General features: G+C 69.0%; 14 protein-coding genes. 6 read left to right on the plus strand and 8 right to left on the minus strand.

The window, feature by feature from the left end; translation table 11 throughout:
- Positions 1-25: 25 nt before the first annotated feature.
- From iolD to G5B31_RS13990, 3 genes are all read right to left on the minus strand, one after another.
- A complete protein-coding gene (gene iolD, locus G5B31_RS13980; RefSeq protein ID WP_165018720.1) occupies positions 26-1,852 on the minus strand; it encodes a 3D-(3,5/4)-trihydroxycyclohexane-1,2-dione acylhydrolase (decyclizing) in 1,827 nt (608 codons plus the stop codon).
- The gene (iolC, locus tag G5B31_RS13985; RefSeq protein WP_165018722.1) at positions 1,849-3,762 is read right to left on the minus strand and encodes a 5-dehydro-2-deoxygluconokinase; all 1,914 of its coding nucleotides are present in this window, start codon (positions 3,760-3,762) and stop codon (positions 1,849-1,851) included. The genes iolD and iolC overlap by 4 nt, the downstream gene beginning before the upstream one ends.
- 111 nt (positions 3,763-3,873) lie before the next feature.
- Positions 3,874-4,722, minus strand: coding sequence for a MurR/RpiR family transcriptional regulator (locus tag G5B31_RS13990; protein ID WP_165018724.1), 849 nt, complete (start codon positions 4,720-4,722; stop codon positions 3,874-3,876).
- A 77-nt stretch (positions 4,723-4,799) separates the two neighbouring features.
- Between G5B31_RS13990 and G5B31_RS13995 the strand changes: the two genes are divergently transcribed.
- The gene (locus G5B31_RS13995; protein ID WP_165018725.1) at positions 4,800-5,930 is read left to right on the plus strand and encodes a Gfo/Idh/MocA family protein; all 1,131 of its coding nucleotides are present in this window, start codon (positions 4,800-4,802) and stop codon (positions 5,928-5,930) included.
- Between the two features lie 62 nt (positions 5,931-5,992).
- Here the strand turns inward: G5B31_RS13995 and G5B31_RS14000 are convergent, their stop codons facing one another.
- The 3 genes from G5B31_RS14000 to G5B31_RS14010 are packed head-to-tail and all read right to left on the minus strand — an operon-like array spanning position 5,993 to position 8,051.
- Positions 5,993-6,511 (minus strand): gamma carbonic anhydrase family protein, encoded by a 519-nt coding sequence (locus G5B31_RS14000; protein WP_165018727.1) that lies wholly within the window; start codon positions 6,509-6,511, stop codon positions 5,993-5,995.
- Positions 6,508-7,155 carry a guanylate kinase gene (gene gmk, locus G5B31_RS14005; RefSeq protein WP_165018959.1) on the minus strand — a complete coding sequence of 216 codons (648 nt, stop codon included), beginning with the start codon at positions 7,153-7,155 and terminating at the stop codon, positions 6,508-6,510. Before gmk ends, G5B31_RS14000 begins: the two co-directional genes overlap by 4 nt.
- Before the next feature lie 2 nt (positions 7,156-7,157).
- Complete coding sequence (locus G5B31_RS14010) at positions 7,158-8,051, minus strand: YicC/YloC family endoribonuclease (RefSeq protein ID WP_165018729.1); 894 nt, start codon at positions 8,049-8,051, stop codon at positions 7,158-7,160.
- 180 nt (positions 8,052-8,231) lie between these two features.
- Here G5B31_RS14010 and G5B31_RS14015 point away from each other — a divergent pair, with 180 nt between their 5' ends.
- Positions 8,232-8,837, plus strand: coding sequence for a PAS domain-containing protein (locus G5B31_RS14015; protein WP_165018731.1), 606 nt, complete (start codon positions 8,232-8,234; stop codon positions 8,835-8,837).
- A 61-nt stretch (positions 8,838-8,898) separates the two neighbouring features.
- Here the strand turns inward: G5B31_RS14015 and G5B31_RS14020 are convergent, their stop codons facing one another.
- Positions 8,899-10,269, minus strand: coding sequence for a class II 3-deoxy-7-phosphoheptulonate synthase (locus tag G5B31_RS14020; protein WP_165018733.1), 1,371 nt, complete (start codon positions 10,267-10,269; stop codon positions 8,899-8,901).
- A 157-nt stretch (positions 10,270-10,426) separates the two neighbouring features.
- On the opposite strand from G5B31_RS14020, the gene G5B31_RS14025 reads away from it, so the two are divergent.
- Positions 10,427-11,455: a GlxA family transcriptional regulator gene (locus tag G5B31_RS14025; RefSeq protein WP_165018735.1), complete on the plus strand. Its 1,029-nt coding sequence runs from the start codon at positions 10,427-10,429 to the stop codon at positions 11,453-11,455.
- Positions 11,456-11,474: 19 nt separating this feature from the next.
- On the opposite strand, the gene G5B31_RS14030 is transcribed toward G5B31_RS14025, so the two are convergent.
- A complete protein-coding gene (locus tag G5B31_RS14030; protein ID WP_165018737.1) occupies positions 11,475-11,897 on the minus strand; it encodes a DUF805 domain-containing protein in 423 nt (140 codons plus the stop codon).
- Positions 11,898-12,151: 254 nt separating this feature from the next.
- Here G5B31_RS14030 and G5B31_RS14035 point away from each other — a divergent pair, with 254 nt between their 5' ends.
- The 3 genes from G5B31_RS14035 to G5B31_RS14045 all read left to right on the plus strand — a co-directional run bounded on the left by G5B31_RS14035 (position 12,152) and on the right by G5B31_RS14045 (position 15,065).
- Positions 12,152-13,354, plus strand: a complete 1,203-nt coding sequence (locus G5B31_RS14035; protein ID WP_165018739.1) for an ABC transporter substrate-binding protein — start codon at positions 12,152-12,154, stop codon at positions 13,352-13,354.
- Between the two features lie 122 nt (positions 13,355-13,476).
- A complete protein-coding gene (locus G5B31_RS14040; protein ID WP_165018741.1) occupies positions 13,477-14,268 on the plus strand; it encodes an ABC transporter ATP-binding protein in 792 nt (263 codons plus the stop codon).
- 83 nt (positions 14,269-14,351) lie between these two features.
- Positions 14,352-15,065: an ABC transporter ATP-binding protein gene (locus G5B31_RS14045; RefSeq protein ID WP_165018743.1), complete on the plus strand. Its 714-nt coding sequence runs from the start codon at positions 14,352-14,354 to the stop codon at positions 15,063-15,065.
- The last annotated feature ends 13 nt before the right edge of the window (positions 15,066-15,078 follow it).

Below are 15,078 nucleotides of genomic sequence, written 5' to 3' on the forward strand. Positions count from 1 at the left end.
CCGGGGGGCTGGCCCCCGGCCGCCGTCAGTTCACCAGCCGCTGCCGCCGGACACCCTCTTCATAGCCCTTCCGGGCCTCCCTCACCTCGGCTCTAGAGGAAACCTCCGGCACCGCCACATCCCACCAATGCCCGCCCGCCCCGGTGCCCGGCCCGGGATCGGTGTCGATCACGATCACGGTGGGGATGGCCGCGGCCTTGGCCTTGCGCATCTCCTCCTCCAGCCCGGCGATGCCGGAGACCTTCACCGCATTGGCCCCCATACCGCGGGCATGGGAAACGAAATCCAGATGCAGCGCGTTGACGTGGCGGCTGTCGTCCAGCAGGTTGTTGAACGGCGCCCCGCCGGTAGCCTGCTGCAGCCGGTTGATGCAGCCATAGCCGCGGTTGTCGGTCAGCACCACGGTGAAGGGGATGCCCATCATCACCGCCGTCGCCAGTTCGGAATTCGCCATCATGTAGCTGCCGTCGCCGACCATGCAGATCACGTCGCGGTCAGGGAGCGCCATCTTGATCCCCATCGCCCCGGCGATCTCGTATCCCATGCAGGAATAGCCGTATTCCATGTGATAGCCTCCTCTCGCCGCCCGCCACAGCACATGCAGCGCGCCGGGCATGGTGCCGGCGGCGCACATGATCACGCTCTGCTTGCCGGCATTGCGGTCCACCGCGCCGATCACCTGCGCATCGGTGGGCAGTTCGTTGCCCTTCGGTGCGGCGAACAGGGCGTCGGTGGTGCGGAACCAGTCCTCGCGGGCCTTGAAGTCCGGGTCGGCGAAGCGATGCCCACCGAGAGCGGCGGATATCCTTTCCAGCGCGACCCCGGCATCCGACACCAGCGGCTGCGCGCCGCGCTTGCCGGCGTCGTAGCCGTGGATGTTGATCGACAGCAGCCGGCGGCCGGGGGCGCTGAACACCGTCCAACTGCCGGTGGTGAAGTCCTGGAAGCGGGTGCCGACGCCGATCACCAGATCGGCCTCCGCCGCCAGCCTGTTGCCGCAGCCGGTGCCGGTGACGCCGGGGGAGCCGAAGTGCAGAGGCTCCTCCCAGTCCACCGCGCCCTTGCCGGCCTGGGTCTCCACCAGCGGGATGTTGTGCATCCTGGCGAAGTCCAGCAGGGTCTGCTCGGCCCCCGAGTAGATCACCCCGCCCCCGGCCACGATCAGCGGGCGCTGTGCGGCACGGATCGCCGCCACGGCCTCGGCCAGTTCGCGGGCGTCGGGCTCGGGGCGGCGGATGTGCCAGACCCGCGGCTCGAAGAATTCCGCCGGGTAGTCATAAGCTTCCGCCTGGGTGTCCTGGCAGAAGGCCAAACACACCGGCCCGCAATCCGCCGGATCGGTCATCACCCGCAAGGCGCGGGGCAAAGCGGTCAGCAGATGCTCGGGGCGGGAGATCCGGTCGAAATAGCGCACCACCGGGCGGAAGCAGTCGTTGGCCGAGACGGTGGCGTCGTCGAAATCCTCGATCTGCTGCAAGACCGGATCGGGCGCACGATTGGCGAAGACATCGCCCGGCACGAACAGCACCGGCAGCCGGTTGACATGCGCCAGCGCCGCGGCGGTGACCATGTTGGTCGCCCCCGGGCCGATGGAGGAGGTGACCGCCATCGCCTTCCGCCGCGCCTTCGCCTTGGCATAGGCGATGGCGGCATGGGCCATGGTCTGCTCGTTCTGGCCGCGCCATGTCGGCAGCGCCTCGCCGATGCCGTGCAGCGCCTCGCCCAGGCCCGCCACGTTGCCGTGGCCGAAGATCGCCCAGACCCCTTCGATGAAGCGGTCCCCTTCGGGCGTCCTCTGCACCGAAAGCCATTTCACCATGGCCTGCGCCGCCGTAAGCCGGATCACCGTCATGCCGCAAGCTCCTGTCTTTTCCGCGCGTCGTCCCAGATCGCGCAGAGCCGCGCGTATTTCCCGGCCATGGCCGCCACCGCCTCGTCGTCGCCGATCTCGCCCCTCAGCCAGCCGCGGGCAGCCTCGCCGAAGATGGTGCGGCCGATGGCGAAGCCTTTCACCAGCGGATGGCCGGCGGCAAGGTCCAGGCTGGCGGCCAGCTCCGCCTCGCTGGCGTCGAGGCCGAGCACCACCACGCCGCGGACATGCGGGTCGTTCTCCTCGATCGCCGCACAGGACAGGCGCCAGGCGGCATCGGTGGCGAAGGGCTCCAGCTTCCACCAGTCGGGATAGACGCCGATCTCGTAGAAGCGCCGGATCGCCCGGGCCGAGGTGTCGTCCTCCACCGGGCCGACCTTGGAGGGGATGATTTCCAGAAGCATCTCCAGACGGTTGCGGCGGCAGGCGTGGAACAGGTGGGTTACGGTCTCCTCCTGCCGCCGCCGCATCGCTTCGTCGTCGTCGGGGTGGTAGAAGCACAGCACCTTGACCACATGCTCCAGCGGCCATTCGGACAGGCCGCCGAAATCCGGTCCGATCTCCGGCTCCAGCTCCAGCGGGCGGGAGCCGGGCCATTCCACCGGATGGCCGATCCAGAGGCCGGTGCCGGCGGCCCGATACAGCGCCTCGCGCCCCAGGCGCGAGTCGCAGAGGATGCCGTGGCCGGGTCTGCCGCCGGCCACCTGCAGGGCCGCTTGCAGGCAAAGCTTCTTGAAGGCGCCGATCCTTTCCGGCGTCGCGCCCTCCATCGCCTCCAGCTGCATCCGGTGGTCGAAGGCGAAGACCCGCATGGTGGACCAGTCGCCGCCGTTGCGCCGGTTGGTGGACCAATGCACCTGCTCCAGCGCCGCGTCCTTGCGCAAGGCCGGGGTCTTCACCCCGCGCGACAGGAAGAACTGCAACTCGGTCCAGCTGGGGTAGCTGGGGGTGCAGCCGTGGCGCGAAACCGCGAAGGCCCCGCAGGCATTGGCATAGGTCAGCGCCACCTGCCAGCTTTCACCATCGAGCCAGCCCTTCAACAGGCCAGACATGAAGCCGTCGCCGGCGCCGAGGACGTTGAACACCTCGATGGGAAAACCGGGGCCGGACTGGCCTTCCTCCAGCGTCTCCGGGATGGCGCCGGTGAAGGCCACCGCGCCCATCGGCCCGCGCTTGCAGACCAGCGTGGCCTTCGACACCGCCCGCACCGCCCGCAGCGCCGCGAGGGTGTCGGTGGAGCCGCCGGCGATGTGGAACTCCTCCTCCGTCCCGACGATCAGGTCGAACAGCGGCAGCGTCGCTTGCAGCCTGGCGGTGACGGCGGCGCTTGCGATGAAGCGGTTCTCGCCATCGCCATGGCCGGAGAGGCCCCAGAGGTTCGGCCGGTAGTCGATGTCCAGCGCCGTCTGCGCGCCATGCTTGCGGGCCAGGGTCAGCGCCTTCAGCACCGCCGCCTCGGTCCGCGGATGGGACAGGTGGGTGCCGGTCGCCACCACCGCCCGGGCCTCGGCGATGAAGCCCTCGTCGATGTCGCCCTCGCACAGCGCCATGTCGGCGCAGTTCTCGCGGTAGAAGATCAGCGGGAACTGCTTGTCGTCGCGGATGCCCAAGAGGACCAGCGCCGTCAGCCGCTCCGGGTCGGTCTTCACGCCCCGCACATCCACGCCCTCGCGCGCCAGTTCCTCGCGGATGAAGCGGCCCATATGCTCGTCGCCGACCCTCGTGATCAGCGCCGATTTCAGCCCCAGCCTTGCGGTGCCTGCGGCGATGTTGCACGGGCTGCCGCCGATGTATTTCTGGAACGAGCCCATGTCCTCCAGCCGCCCGCCGACCTGCGCGCCGTAAAGATCCACCGAGGACCGGCCGATGGTGATGACATCGAGCGTCTTCATGCGTCGTCTCCCCTTCGCCGCCCGGGCGCGAGACTCGGGTGCAGGCATGGTTTTGGAATTTTTATTCCATTTGTTCCGGCGGGGGAAGCGGAATCTCGGCGCAGGCGGGATTTATCCGTTGCGCGCCGACCCCACCGCCACCGCCAGAGAGATCGCCATGGCGATGGTGGCGGAGAGCGAGCGGAAGGCGCCGAAATCCACCTCGGGCACGGTCAGCACCGCATCGGCGCTGCGGGCCAGCGGGCTGGTCATCCGGTCGGTCAGCGCCACCACCGGCAGGCCGCGGTCGCGGGCGTCCTGAGCGAGCGCGATGGTCTCCTCGGAATAGGGCGCGAAGGTGATCGCCAGCAGCGCATCGCCCGACCGCAGCGCGAAACGGTGGTCCAGCTTGCCGACGCCGTCGTGCAGCATGGCGGGAACCTGCATCTTCTCGAACACATAGGCCAGGTAGCTGGCGACCGGAAAGGCGCGCCTCAACCCGACCAGATGCACGGTATCGGCCCGGGCCAGCACCTGCACCGCCGCATTCAGCGCCGCCTCGTCCACCGATTTCGCCAGCGCCTCCAGCGACAGCCGCCCGGCCTCGACGAATTCCGCCAGCAGGGCCGAGGGGCTGCCCTGCCCGCCCTCCTTCAGGTTCTTCAGCCTTGTGGAATAGTCGGGCCAGCCCGGGGCGAAGGCCTCGCGGAAAAGCTTCTGCATCTCGGAAAAGCCGGAAAACCCCATGATCTGGCAGAAGCGCATCAGCGCGCTCGGCGGCACGTCGGCGCCTGCCGCCAGTTCGGCCACGGTGGACACGGCGATGCGGTCGGTGTTGGCGGCGATATGCTCGGCGCATTGCCGCAGCCGCTTCGGCAGGTCGTCCAGCTGCGCCGACAGCCTTTCGCGGAATTCCTCGACCGAGGCCGGGGGGGCGGCGGGAGCAACCTCGGGCGCGGCCAGGGACTCGGGCAGGTCCATCGGATTTTCCTTGACAGGAGACATGGGGTTCAGGCTAGCACGCATGGAACAAATATTCCAAGCGGAAAGGCGGGGCGATGGCGGGGTTGGGGGTCGGTCTGATCGGCACGGGCTTCATGGGCAAGACCCATGCTCTGGCCTGGCGGAATGTCAAGGCGGTGCTCGGCGGCGTGATGGGCGCGGTCCCCGCCCCGCGGCTGGAGGTCCTGTGCGACACGCCCGGCCGGGCCGGGCCGATGGCCGACCAGTTCGGCTTCGCCCGGGCGACCTCCGACTGGCAGGCGCTCTGCGCCGATCCGGGTGTCGATGTGGTCTCGATCACCACGCCGAACGGACTGCATCACCCGATGGCGCTGGAGGCGATCCGCCACGGCAAGCATGTCTGGTGCGAGAAGCCGATGGCGCTGACGCTGGCGCAGGCCGAGGAGATGGCGGCGGCGGCCGAGGCCGCGGGCGTGGTGACGATGGTCGGCTACAACTACCTGAAGAACCCCGCCTTCGCCCATGCGCAGCGGTTGGTGGCCGAGGGCGCCATCGGCCGGGTGTTCCAGTTCCGCGGCTGGGTGGACGAGGATTACCAGGCCGACCCCGACCTGCCCTGGAGCTGGCGGGCGAAACTGGCGGAGGCGGGGCTTGGCGCGCTCGGCGACATCGGCTCGCATCTGGTTTCCATGGCGCATGGCCTCATGGGCGGGATCGACAGCCTGGTCGCCGACATGCAGACGGTCTATCCGACCCGGCCCCTGCCGGACGGCTCGGGCGTCGCGCCGGTGGAGAACGAGGACACCGCCGGGGTGCTGCTGCGCTTCGCTTCGGGGGCGCAGGGGTCGCTGGTGATCTCGCGCGCGGCCTGGGGGCGGAAAAGCCGGCTGGGGTTCGAGGTGCACGGGACGAAGGGCATGATCGTCTACGACCAGGAGCGGATGAACGAGCTGCAGCTTTACCTCAACGAGGGCGACCGGGCCACCCAGGGCTTCCGCACCCTCCTGACCGGCCCGGCGCACCCGCCCTATGGCGAATTCTGCCCGGCCCCGGGGCATCAGCTGGGCTTCAACGACCTCAAGGTTATCGAATGCGCCGCCCTGCTGCGCGGCATCGCCAGGCTGGAACCGGCGGCACCTTCCTTTGCGGATGCGCTCAGGATCGAGCGGGTGATCCATGCCATCGCCGACAGCGCCAGGGCCGGGGGCAAGCGGGTTTCGCCCTGAGGCTCCTCGGGAACTTCGTTCCTCGTCGCGAGGAGCGCACGGGATGCGACGACGAGCCGCCGTCAGACCTGCCGCAGCCCCGCCCGGAACCGCGCCGCATTGGCGCGGTAGCCCTCGGCCGATTTCAGCAGCCGCGCCTGCGCCGCCTCGTCCAGCTGCCGCACCACCCGTCCCGGGCTGCCCATCACCAGCGACCCGTCGGGGATTTCCTTCCCCTCGGTGATCAGCGCGCAGGCGCCGATCAGGCAGCCCTTGCCGATCCTTGCCCCGTTCAGCACCGTCGCCCCCATGCCGATCAGCGTGCCCTCGCCGATGGTGCAGCCGTGCAGCATCGCCTTGTGGCCGATGGTGCAGTTCGCACCGATGGTCAGCGGATAGCCCATGTCGGTGTGCAGGACCGAATTCTCCTGGATGTTGGTGGCCTCGCCGACCGCGATCCATTCGTTATCGCCGCGCAGCACCGCGCCGAACCAGATGCCCACCCCGGGGCCGAGCCGCACCCGCCCCATCACCTGCGCCCCCGGCGCCACCCAGGCGTCGGCGTCGATTTCCGGCGCGATGCCGTCCAGCGTATAGATCATCTCGCCTCGAACTCCCTGTTCAGCCCGCGCACGAAGTCCGACAGCCCGGGCTGGCGGTCGCGCCGCATCCGCTCGGCCTCCAGCACCTTCAGCAGGCGGGCGAAGGTCTCCTCCAGATCGTCGTTGACCAGCACGTAGTCGTATTCCGCCCAATGGCTGATCTCGGCCTGGCTCTTCGCCATCCGGCCGCGGATCACCTCTTCCGAATCCTGCCCGCGCGCGCGCAGCCGCCGGTCCAGTTCGGTGATCGAGGGCGGCAGGATGAAGACCGAGACCACGTCGCGGCCGAGCGCCGAGTTGCGGATCTGCTGGCCGCCCTGCCAGTCGATGTCGAAGAGAGTGTCGCGGCCCTCGGCCATCGCCGCCTCGACCGGCGCGCGGGGGGAGCCGTAGAGATTGCCGAAGACCTCGGCATGTTCCAGCATCTGGCCGCCGGCCACCATCGCCTCGAACTCGGCCCGCGGCTTGAAATAGTATTCGCGCCCCTCCACTTCGCCCGGGCGCGGCGCGCGGGTGGTGGCCGAGACGGAAAAGCGGATGGCCGGGTCCCAGTCCATCAGCCTGCGGGCCAGCGTCGATTTCCCTGCCCCCGAGGGCGAGGACAGGATCAGGAGAAGGCCGCGGCGGCTTGGCGAGGGGGGCATGGTCATTCCACGTTCTGGACCTGCTCGCGCATCTGGTCGATCACGGTCTTGAGGTCAAGCCCCGTGCGGGTCAGCGCCAGGTCCTGGGATTTCGACAACAGCGTGTTGGCCTCGCGCAGGAATTCCTGCATCAGGAAGTCGAACCTGCGACCGACCGGGGCGGTTTCCGCCAAGAGCGCCCGCGCCGCGGCGACATGGGCGGCCAGGCGGTCGGTCTCCTCGGTCACGTCCTGCTTCACCGCCAGCAGCGCCAGTTCCTGCGCCACCCGGGTCTCGTCGACGCCCTCGGCATTGTCCAGCAGCCGCGCCAGCGCGGTGCGCAGCGCCTCGCCCGCCTTCTCCTTCCGCGCTTCGGCCAGAAGGCGCGCCTCGGCCACCAGCGCCCCGATCCGGTCCAGCTGGCCGGCGATCACCGCGGCCAGCGCCGCGCCCTCGGCCTCGCGCATGGCGTGGAACTCGGACAAGAGCGCCGGCAGATCGGCCAGGATCGCCGCGCGCAGGGGGGCGGTGTCCTCCTCGGCCGCGCCGGTCTCCAGCACGCCGCGCATCGCCAGCACATCCGCCGCCGTGGCCTGTGCCAAAGTGACGCCCGCCGCCATCGCCGCCTGCTCGGCCCGGGCCAGCGCGGCCAGCACCCCGGCCAGCATCTCTTCGTTCAGTCGCAGCGCCTCGGCGCCCCCGGCCTCGCGCGACAGCTTCAGCGACAGGCTGACATTGCCGCGGCCCATGGCCTTCTGCAGCTCCGCCCGCAAGGCGACCTCCAGCCCGTCCACCCAGTCCGGCACCCGGAGCCGCAGCTCCAGCCCCTTGCCGTTGACCGAGCGGATGTCCCAGGTCCAGCCGAAGCCCGCCCCCGCGCCCCGGCGGGCGGCGAAGCCCGTCATCGAAACCGTCATCGCATCCCCTTCCCTGCGCCCGCTGCCCCCGGGCGATGTTTACCATTTGTCGAGATTTTCGACCGAATCCGCCGCATCGGCGCTATGTTCACCCATCGGTAACACATCTTGCCGCAGCATTAACCGAAGCCCGCCGCCGAGGCCATGGGCGGAAGGCGTCGGCCTCTGGAGGGAATTGCGATGGTGTTTTCATTTCCCGGCGGCCCGAGACCGTCCCCCCTGCCCCCGCGGGGCCCCGCCGAGCTGCGCGCCTATTGGGAAGGGCTGCGCCGCGGCGGCGCCCTTCCCGCCCGCGCCGACCTCGACCCGCGCGGCATGGCCGGGGTGCTGGACCGGGTCTTCGTCGGTGAAAGGATCGGCGCGGGGCTGGTGCGGCTGCGCATCGCCGGCATGGCGCTGGCGGACATCGCCGGGCTGGAGATGAAGGGCCTGCCGCTGTCGGTGCTGGTCCTGCCCGAGGCGCGCGACCGGCTGGCGCAGGTGGTGCAGCGGGTGCTGGACCTGCCGCAGGCGGCGGAGCTGGAGCTGGAGGCCGAGCGCGGCATCGGCCGCCCGGCGCTGCGCGGCCGGCTGCTGCTGCTGCCGCTGCGGTCCGGCGGCGGCGGCCGCGACCTGGTGCTGGGATGCCTCGCAACCGAGGGCGAGACCGGCCGCGCGCCCCGCCGCTTCGCCATCGCCCGGGCGGTGGAGGAGCGGCTGGTGCTGCCGGAGGCCGCACCCGCCGGGCCGCCCGCGGCTCTGCGGCCCGGCCGCGCCCATCTGCGGCTGGTGCATTCCGCCGATTGAACGAGGCGCCCCGAGTTTTCGCCAAAACTCGGAACCTGCGGATTTTCGGCGAAAATCCGGCTTACAGCGCCACGCGCCGCGCCGCCTCGCGCTGTGCCGACAGTTCTTCGGCCACCAGGAAGGCCAGTTCCAGCGACTGGCTGGCGTTCAGCCGCGGGTCGCAGGCGGTGTGGTAGCGGTCCGACAGATCCTCGTCCGTCACCGCGCGCAACCCGCCGGTGCATTCGGTCACGTCCTTGCCGGTCATCTCGAAATGCACGCCGCCGGGGACGGTGCCCTCGGCCTTGTGGATCTGGAAGAACTCGCGCACCTCGCGCAGCACGCTGTCGAACGGCCGGGTCTTGTAGCCGGTCGAGGACTTGATGGTGTTGCCGTGCATCGGGTCGCAGGACCACAGCACCTTGGCCCCCTCTTCCTGCACGGTGCGGATCAGCCGCGGCAGGTGTTCGCCGACCTTGCCGGCGCCGAAGCGGGCGATCAGGGTCAGCCGCCCGGGCTCGTTGGCCGGGTTCAGCTTCGCCATCAGCACCTTCAGGTCCTCGGCAGTGGTCGAGGGCCCACATTTCAGCCCGATCGGGTTCAGCACGCCGCGGCAGAACTCCACATGCGCGCCGTCGGGCTGGCGGGTGCGGTCGCCGATCCAGATCATGTGGCCCGACCCCGCCACCGGCTGGCCGGTGATCGAGTCGATCCGGCACAAAGCCTCCTCGTATTCCAAGAGCAGCGCCTCGTGGCTGGTATAGAAGTCCACCGCCGCCAGCGAGGGCGCGGTCTCGCTGGTGATGCCGGCGGCCTTCATGAAGTCCAGCGCATCGGAGATGCGGTTCGACAGCTCGCGGTAGCGCTCGGCCTTGTCGTGCTCGGCAAAGCCCAGGGTCCAGCTGTGAACCCGGTTGATGTCGGCGAAACCGCCGGTCGAGAAGGCGCGCAGCAGGTTCAGGCTGGCCGCGGCCTGGGTATAGGCCTGCAGCATCCGCTGCGGGTCGGGCCGGCGCGCCGCCTCGGTCGCGTCGAAGCCGTTGATGATGTCGCCCTTGTAGCTGGGCAGTTCCACCCCGTTCACCACCTCGGTGGGGGCGCTGCGCGGCTTGGCGAATTGCCCGGCCATCCGGCCGACCTTGATCACCGGCACCTTGGCGCCGTAGGTCAGCACCACCGCCATCTGCAGCATCACCCGGAAGGTGTCGCGGATGTTGTCGGCGCTGAACTCGGCGAAGCTTTCGGCGCAGTCGCCGCCCTGCAGCAGGAAGGCCCGGCCCTCCGCCGCCTCGGCCAGCTGCTTCTTCAGCCGCCGCGCCTCGCCGGCGAAGACCAGAGGAGGATATTTCGCCAGCTGCGCCTCGGCCGCGGCCAGCGCGGCGGCGTCGGGATAATCGGGCATCTGGATCCGCGGTTTCGCGCGCCAGTCCGATTTCATCCAGCCCTTGGTCATGGCTTCCTCCGGGTCGTTTGCGGTAACGGCACGGCTATACGCCTGCCCGCCCCGGAAGCAAAGGCGAAAAGGGCCGCGAAATGGCGGGACCCGCCCCTTGCGGAAGCAGGGGATTCGGGTATCCATGATCCGCTAACGACGCGAACAGGTCGCAGACATGCCCAGCCTCCCCCGCAAGGCCACCCAGACCGAGAAGGCGGCGCCCGCCCGGCGCTTCGTCTTCCTGTTGCTGGAGCGCTTCACCATGCTGTCCTTCGCGGGCGCGGTGGAGCCTTTGCGCATCGCCAACCGGGTGTCGGGCAAGACCCTCTACAGCTGGGTCCTGGCCGGCGAGCCGGGCGCGGGCGGTTTCATGGCCTGCTCGAACGGCGCGGCCTTCCGGCTGGACATCGGGCTGGACGAGATCGACCGCGACGACATCGTGCTGGTCTGCGGCGGCATCGACGTGGGCCGCGCCACCACCAAGCCGGTGCTGAACTGGCTGCGGCGCGAGGCGCGGCGCGGTGTCACCATGGGCGGGCTTTGCACCGGGGCCCATGCGCTGGCCAAGGCGGGGCTGCTGGACGGGCGCAAGGCCACCATCCATTGGGAGAACCAGGACGGCTTCCTGGAGGAATTCGAGGAGGTCCGGCTGACCAAATCCGTCTTCGTGATGGACGGCAACCGCTGGAGCACCGCCGGCGGCACCTCGTCCCTGGACCTGATGCTGAAGGTGATCGCCGCCGATCATGGCGAGGACCTGGCCAATACCGTCGCCGACCAGCTGATCTATTCCACCATCCGCACCGACCAGGACACCCAGCGGCTGTCGATCCCGACCCGGATCGGCGTGCGCCACCCCAAGCTGTCCCAGGTCATCCAGATGATGGAGGGCAACATCGAGGACCCGATGTCCCCCGCCGACCTGGCCGAGGAGGTGGGCATGTCCACCCGCCAGCTGGAGCGGCTGTTCCGCCGCTACCTCAACCGCAGCCCCAAGCGCTATTACATGGAACTGCGGCTGCAGAAGGCCCGCAACCTGCTGATGCAGACCGACATGTCGGTGATCAACGTGGCACTGGCCTGCGGCTTCGCCAGCCCGTCGCATTTCTCGAAATGCTACCGCAGCCACTACAACACCACCCCCTACCGCGAGCGCGGGACGCAGGGGATGCCGGGCGCGGTGCCGGTGCGGCTGTCGATCTGACGGCAGGCGCGCGCCTCCCTCAGAACACGTTGGCGGGCGATCCCAGCGGATCGGGGCCGAAGCGGTTGTCGCCGGCGGTGCCCCTGGTGCAGAAGAACACCAGCAGCACGATGGCGCCGATCAGCGGCACGAAGACGATCAGATACCACCAGCCCGAACGGTCGGTGTCGTGCAGCCGCCGCACGCCCACCGCGATGCCGGGCAGAAGATGCGCCAGCGCCCAGATGATCGACAGCGGCCCGCCGGCAAAGCTGGCCGACACCCCGCCGTCGACCGTCTCCACCGTGCCGGTGCCCAGGCCCAGGACGCCCTCGACGATGCCGACGACGATGCTGGTCAGGATGATGTAGAGGAACCACCACCAGTATTCGGACCGGCTGGCCCGTCCGCCGAAGGTGACGTATTTGCGATAGGCGCTGCCGATGGCCTGGGTGAAATTCATCGCGCTCTCCAAAGGTTTTCGTGGTGCGAAATCGGCCGCCCCGCGGGGCGCCGGCCGCATCATCGCGCAGGACCCGCCGTTTCCAAAGCGGAGTTTGCAGGAGGTCCGGTATTCCCTGCGCCCCGGCGCGGCCACGGCAGCCCCCGCGCCGGGGCGCCAAGGAGCCCGGCGCCCCCGCTTCAAGGCGCTTTTCTTTTGATCATACTGCCTTTAGGGTCGCTGCAGGATTGCGATCCAAACCAGGGAGATCACCAATGAAAAAACTGCTGCTGGCCGCTTCGGCCTTCGCGCTGACCGCAGGCGCCGCCGCGGCCGAGGACGTGAAAATCGGCACCCTTCTCGGCGCGACCGGCCCGATCGAGAGCATCGCGCCCAACATGTTCACCGCCGTGGACATGGCGGTCAAGGAAGCCAACGACTCCGGCAAGGCCGCCAACGGCTGGGTGTTCCAGAGCGTCCGCGCCGATTCGACCTGCATCGACAGCGCCGTGGCCCAGGCCGCGGCCGAGCGTCTGGTCACCTCGGACGGGGTGAAGGGCATCGTCGGCGCCGACTGCTCGGGCGTGACCCGCGCCGTGCTGACCAACGTCGCCATGCCGAACGGCATCGTGATGATCTCGCCCTCGGCCACCTCGCCGGCGCTGTCGACCGACCCGGACGACGGCCTGTTCTTCCGCACCGTGCCCTCGGACGCGCGCGAAGGCGTGATCATGTGCGAGGTGCTGCGCGACCGCGGCATCAAGTCGATCGCGATCTCCTATTCCAACTCGGACTACGGCAAGGGCCAGGCCGAGGCGATCGACACCAACTGCAAGGAGATGGGCATCACGGTGACCATCAACGCCAGCCATGACGACGGCAAGGCGGATTACTCGGCCGAAGTGGCGGCGCTGGCCGCGGCGGGCGGCGACGTTCTGGTGGTCGCGGGCTACATCGACCAGGGCGGCAAGGGCATCATCCAGGCCGCGCTGGACACCGGGGCCTTCTCGGTCTTCGGGCTTCCGGCCGGCATGTATGGGCAAAGCCTGCCCGACAACATCGGCCCGGGGCTGAACGGCTCCTTCGGCCAGCACCCGACCTCGACCGCCGAGGGCTACCAGATCTACCTCGACATGGCGACGGCCTTCGACCCGTCCTTCGACGGCTCGACCAACTTCGCGGCGCAATCCTACGACGCGGCGGCGCTGCTGATGCTGGCGATGCAGGCTGCGAATTCCACCGACGGCAAGGTCTACAAGGACAAGATCATGGAAGTCGCCAACGGCCCCGCCGACGGCTCGGGCGTCAAGATCAAGGCGGGCGAGATCGGCAAGGCGCTGGAACTGATCGCCGCCGGCACCGCCATCGACTACGACGGCGCCACCGGGGTGCAGTTCCTGGACAACGGCGATTCGAGCGGCACCTATTCCGAGGACGAGGTGAAGGACGGCAAGTTCGAAAGCGTCGGCATCCGCTGATCCCCTGGTCCTGCCAGTGAAGACGATCCCGGCCGGAAAGCTTGCTTTCCGGCCGTGAACAATCAATACGACCGCCGGCGCGGGCCAGACAGGCAGGCGAACCGGCGGCAGAAGGGGAAAACATGATCAGGGTCGAAGGGCTGCACAAGCATTTCGGCGGCTTCCATGCCGTCGATGGCGCCTCGCTCGAAATCGCCACGGGGTCGATCACCGGGCTGATCGGGCCGAACGGCGCCGGCAAGACCACACTCTTCAACGTCATCGCCGGGCGCCTGCCGCCGACCTCGGGCCGGGTCCTGATGGACGGCGAGGACATCACCGGCCTGCCGCCGCATGTGCTGTTCGGCAAGGGCCTGTTGCGCACCTTCCAGATCGCGCATGAGTTCAGCTCGATGACGGTGCGCGAGAACCTGATGATGGTGCCGCCGAACCAGTCGGGCGAAAGGCTGTGGAACGCGCTGTTCTCGCGCGGGGAGATCGCGGCGGAAGAGGAACGCATCCGCGCCAAGGCCGACGAGGTGCTGGAGTTCCTGACCATCTCCCACATCGCCGACCAGAAGGCCGGCAACATCTCCGGCGGGCAGAAGAAGCTGGTGGAACTGGGGCGCACCATGATGGTGGACGCCAAGATTGTCTTCCTGGACGAGGTGGGCGCCGGGGTGAACCGCACGCTGCTGAACACCATCGGCGACGCCATCGTGCGGCTGAACAAGGAACGCGGCTACACCTTCTGCGTGATCGAGCACGACATGGATTTCATCGCGCGCCTGTGCAACCCGGTGATCTGCATGGCCGAGGGCAAGGTTCTGGCGCAGGGCACGGTGGACGAGGTCAAGAACGACGAAAGGGTGATCGAGGCCTATCTCGGCACCGGGCTGAAGAACAAGGTCATGGAGGAGCACGCCCATGGCTGAGCGCGCAAAGCCCGAGTTTTCGCCGAAAACTCGAAACCCGGATTTTCGGCGAAAATCCGTGACCGCCGCAGCGGAGGCGCGTCATGGCTGAGCCCTTCCTGATCGGCGAGAACATGACCGGCGGCTACGGCCCGGTCGACATCCTGCATTCCTGCACCATCGCGGTGGAACCGGGCGAGATCGCGGTGATCGTCGGCCCGAACGGCGCCGGCAAGTCCACCGCGATGAAGGCGGTGTTCGGGATGCTGACCCTGCGCCAGGGCACGGTGCGGCTGGCGGGCGAGGACATCACCGGCCTGACCCCGCAGGCCCGGGTGCGCAAGGGCATGGGCTTCGTGCCGCAGACCTCGAACATCTTCACCTCGATGACGGTCGAGGAGAACCTGGAGATGGGCGCCTTCATCCGCGAGGACGGCCAGGTCGCCGAGACGATGGAGCAGGTCTACGGCCTCTTCCCCATCCTGCGGGAAAAGCGCCACCAGCCGGCGGGCCAGCTTTCGGGCGGCCAGCGGCAGCAGGTCGCCGTGGGCCGCGCGCTGATGACCCGGCCGAAGGTGCTGATGCTGGACGAACCCACCGCCGGCGTCTCGCCCATCGTGATGGACGAGCTGTTCGACCGCATCATCGAGATCGCCCGCACCGGCATCTCCATCCTGATGGTGGAACAGAACGCCCGCCAGGCGCTGGAGATCGCCCACAAGGGCTATGTCCTGGTGCAGGGCGCCAACCGCTACACCGACACCGGCAAGGCGCTTCTGGCCGACCCCGACGTCCGCAAGTCGTTCCTGGGGGGCTGAGATGAGGCAGGGA

Source organism: Rhodobacter sp. SGA-6-6, from assembly GCF_011043545.1.
Classification (GTDB): domain Bacteria; phylum Pseudomonadota; class Alphaproteobacteria; order Rhodobacterales; family Rhodobacteraceae; genus Pseudogemmobacter.

What these genes read in the sequence shown, in the direction of transcription:
- iolD (WP_165018720.1), bottom strand. Translation starts at nt 1,852, where the DNA reads ATGACGGTGATCCGGCTTACGGCGGCGCAGGCCATGGTGAAATGGCTT.
- iolC (WP_165018722.1), bottom strand. Translation starts at nt 3,762, where the DNA reads ATGAAGACGCTCGATGTCATCACCATCGGCCGGTCCTCGGTGGATCTT.
- G5B31_RS13990 (WP_165018724.1), bottom strand. Translation starts at nt 4,722, where the DNA reads ATGGACCTGCCCGAGTCCCTGGCCGCGCCCGAGGTTGCTCCCGCCGCC.
- G5B31_RS13995 (WP_165018725.1), top strand. Translation starts at nt 4,800, where the DNA reads ATGGCGGGGTTGGGGGTCGGTCTGATCGGCACGGGCTTCATGGGCAAG.
- G5B31_RS14000 (WP_165018727.1), bottom strand. Translation starts at nt 6,511, where the DNA reads ATGATCTATACGCTGGACGGCATCGCGCCGGAAATCGACGCCGACGCC.
- gmk (WP_165018959.1), bottom strand. Translation starts at nt 7,155, where the DNA reads ATGCCCCCCTCGCCAAGCCGCCGCGGCCTTCTCCTGATCCTGTCCTCG.
- G5B31_RS14010 (WP_165018729.1), bottom strand. Translation starts at nt 8,051, where the DNA reads ATGACGGTTTCGATGACGGGCTTCGCCGCCCGCCGGGGCGCGGGGGCG.
- G5B31_RS14015 (WP_165018731.1), top strand. Translation starts at nt 8,232, where the DNA reads ATGGTGTTTTCATTTCCCGGCGGCCCGAGACCGTCCCCCCTGCCCCCG.
- G5B31_RS14020 (WP_165018733.1), bottom strand. Translation starts at nt 10,269, where the DNA reads ATGACCAAGGGCTGGATGAAATCGGACTGGCGCGCGAAACCGCGGATC.
- G5B31_RS14025 (WP_165018735.1), top strand. Translation starts at nt 10,427, where the DNA reads ATGCCCAGCCTCCCCCGCAAGGCCACCCAGACCGAGAAGGCGGCGCCC.
- G5B31_RS14030 (WP_165018737.1), bottom strand. Translation starts at nt 11,897, where the DNA reads ATGAATTTCACCCAGGCCATCGGCAGCGCCTATCGCAAATACGTCACC.
- G5B31_RS14035 (WP_165018739.1), top strand. Translation starts at nt 12,152, where the DNA reads ATGAAAAAACTGCTGCTGGCCGCTTCGGCCTTCGCGCTGACCGCAGGC.
- G5B31_RS14040 (WP_165018741.1), top strand. Translation starts at nt 13,477, where the DNA reads ATGATCAGGGTCGAAGGGCTGCACAAGCATTTCGGCGGCTTCCATGCC.
- G5B31_RS14045 (WP_165018743.1), top strand. Translation starts at nt 14,352, where the DNA reads ATGGCTGAGCCCTTCCTGATCGGCGAGAACATGACCGGCGGCTACGGC.